Here is a 3,135-nt window from a genome sequence, read left to right on the forward strand (position 1 = left end):
CCCGCCATAGCGGCGGGATAAGCCTGCGATTCGTACAACGCTTCGTACCATCCGCCGAGCCGCAGCAATTCGCTGTGCGTGCCATGCTCGACGACAGTACCGTCATGCATGACGACGATTCGGTCGGCATCCTCAATCGTCGACAGACGATGTGCTACAACGATAATCGTCCGCGTTCCTTTCAGTGCGGCAACAGCTCCGCTGACCGCCCGTTCGGTCTCACCGTCGAGCGACGAAGTCGGCTCGTCCATGACGAGAATCGGCGCATCCTTAATGAGCGCGCGGGCAATCGATATCCGCTGCCGCTCGCCGCCCGACAGACGATGCCCCCGTTCGCCGACTTCAAAGCTGAAGCCTCCCGGCAGCCGGCTGATGAAAGCCGTTGCACCGGCTGCCTGCGCCGCGCGCTCCACCATCTCGTCCGTAGCGTCCAGCCTGCCGTGGCGGATGTTGTCCGCAATCGTTCCTTCGAACAGAAGCGACTCCTGCGGCACATAGGCGATCAGCCGGCGCAACTCTTCTGGCGCAATCGATTCGATATCGCGGCCGCCGATTCGGATCGTTCCCGATTCCGGCTTCACGAAGCCGAGCAGCGTCCCAATCAGCGTGCTCTTGCCGCAGCCGCTCCACCCGACGATGCCGTAAGTGCTGCCCGCCTCCACTTGAAGGTTGACGCCTCTTAAGACCTGCGGCTGCAAATCGCCGTATCCCGCCGCAACGCCGCTCCACGAGATGCCGACAGCGGCGGCGGATTGTCCGGCTGCCAGCCTGTCTGCAGCTTGCGGATTCGATGGTTCGACCCGTGTATCAAGCCACTGCCGAACCCGGCCCGATGCGGCGAACGATTGCTGCAGAAGGGCAAGCGGCGCGCTGATACCGGAGAAGATGCCGACGAACCCCATCTGAAGCTGCACGATGGCGACGATTGTTCCGAACTCCGCCATACCGTAGCTGTACAAGAAGCCGCCGGTCACGACGACGCCGGCAAAGCCGACGATATCCATCATGTACTCGACGCCTTCCAGCCGTGCGGTCGACGTCCCGATTCGGACGCTCGTCTCATTCAGCCGTCCGGATATGGAATCGAACCGCCGGGTTATGCGCCGCTGCATGCCGAACATCTGGATAACCGACAGCCCGGCCTTGGCATCCGCATAATGCTCTGCGAACCTTGCCATCATGTTCTGCTGGCGCTTGCCCCCGAGCCGCAGCTGGCGCATAAATTTGGCTCCGAGCCATACCGAGACGCCGGTAATGACGAGCAGCCCCGCCGGAAAGCGCCAATCGAGATAAAACATCGCCGCGATCGATCCGAAGCCCAGCAGCACAAAATGCAGCGTCGTCTGGAACGCCTCCGTGTACGCCCGCTCCATGACCGGCACGTCGTTCGCGAACAACGAAGCTGCCGCTCCCGAGTGAAGGCGTGCCGATTGATCCGGCTGCATGGCGCACAGCGTCTCGAACAACTGTACGCGCAGCCGCACCATTGCCCGCTTAACGGCCGTCTGATACAAATAGCCGCTCAGGGACGATACCGCAGCTAGACCTGCGAATGCGGACCCAAGAAGGACAACAGCAGCGCGCAACCCCGCAATTTCACCGCTTAATACCGCATCGATCAGCAGCTTGAAGACGAAAGCGAGAATAATCGGCATGCTGGCGGAAGCGAGGCTGAACAGAAGAATGCCGGCGAAGTAGCGGAATTTGATGCGGCCCACCAGCCGCAGCATAAAGACCAGCTCTTTATACCGTGACGCTGACATGGGACCGACCCCCTTCCATCAGCCGGACGCCCGCCGTCTGCCCCGCAACCTGTCCGCCGAATAGCTGCATGAACCGGCTTCCAGGCTCGGAAGCAAGCTCCTCGTACGACCCGCGTTCCACGATGCGCCCTTCATCCAGCACCAGCACTTCATCCGCGAGGCGGATCGAGCTGAGCCGGTGCGCAATAATGAGAGCCGTTCGGCCGCGCGCATAAGCTTGCACCGCCTCGGTTACAAGCGCCTCGCTCCGCGGATCGAGCGCCGACGATGCTTCGTCGAGCAGCAGCAGCGGCGCATCCTTGGCGATTGCCCTCGCAATCGCAATGCGCTGCCGCTCGCCGCGGCTGAGACCAGCGCCCCGCTCGCCAAGCCGCGTCTCGTAGCCGCGCGGCATCCGCTCAATAAATTCATGCGCGTGCGCCAGCCTTGCCGCCTCGATTACACTCACCTGCCCGGAGTCCTGCCGCCCGGAGCTGATATTGTCCCCGATCGATACCGGGAACAAGAACGGTTCCTGCGCCACGAGCGCGATATGCCGGCGGAGCTCCTCCTTCGGCCATTGCGCAACGCTTCTCCCGAACACGCGAATGTCGCCTTTGATCGTACCGACCGGCTGATCGCCGCATATTAACCGCGCAATTGAGCTTTTACCCGCTCCGCTCGGACCGACGATCGCCACCGTTCTACCTTCCGGAATGGAGAGGCTGATGCCCTTCAGGACAGGAGGACCTTCGCCATAGACCAGCGTGACATTGTCGAACACGACAGCCGGCTCCTCGCCGGACCACGCTTCCCGCCGGACATTGGCTATATCAGCCCCGGCCGCTTCAGCCGTCCGCTCCCGCAGCATCCCATCCCGCCTTGTCTTATCTGCCTGACCATTCACACCTTCCGCACCAACCGTACTATCCGCGCCTTCATCAGTCGTCTCCTCCTGCGGCAGCTCCATCCATTCCCGCAGCCGCCGAACCGCGACGATCATCTCGTTCGTCGCCCCGATCAAGGACGGCATAAGCGCCAGCGGCTGAATGAGAAACACGAGCAGATACATGAACAACAGAATGTCGCTGACGGACATCAGTCCCGAATCCACCCATCGTCCGCCGACGGAAACCCCGATCAGCAGCGGAGCGCCATACGCGATAATGCTGATCGGCGACAGGAGCGCTTTCCTTCGCTCCAGCGCAAGGCTGGAGGATAACGTATCGTCCGCCAGAATGCGGAACCGTTCCGTGAACATACGCGACAAGCCGAAGGCGTGGATGACCGGCAGCCCTTCCACCGCTTCCTTCGCATCTGCATTCAGCTTGCCTTGCTTCGCCAGCGTGATGTCCGTATAGCGGCGGATCGGCTTGCCAAGCCATTGGGACAG

The 3,135-nt window shown here is 61.9% G+C and carries 2 protein-coding genes; both read right to left on the reverse strand.

What is annotated here, in order from left to right; all coding sequences use genetic code 11:
• The coding region (locus tag PKO01S_RS28280) for an ABC transporter ATP-binding protein (protein ID WP_164779831.1) at positions 1 to 1,763 on the reverse strand (1,763 nt) is incomplete at its 3' end.
• Positions 1,744 to 3,135 (reverse strand): ABC transporter ATP-binding protein (locus PKO01S_RS28285; protein ID WP_164779832.1); only part of this gene is annotated, 1,392 nt, incomplete at its 5' end. The genes PKO01S_RS28280 and PKO01S_RS28285, both read right to left, overlap by 20 nt.

This window comes from Paenibacillus kobensis NBRC 15729, from assembly GCF_004000825.1.
Taxonomy (GTDB): domain Bacteria; phylum Bacillota; class Bacilli; order Paenibacillales; family Paenibacillaceae; genus Paenibacillus_T; species Paenibacillus_T kobensis.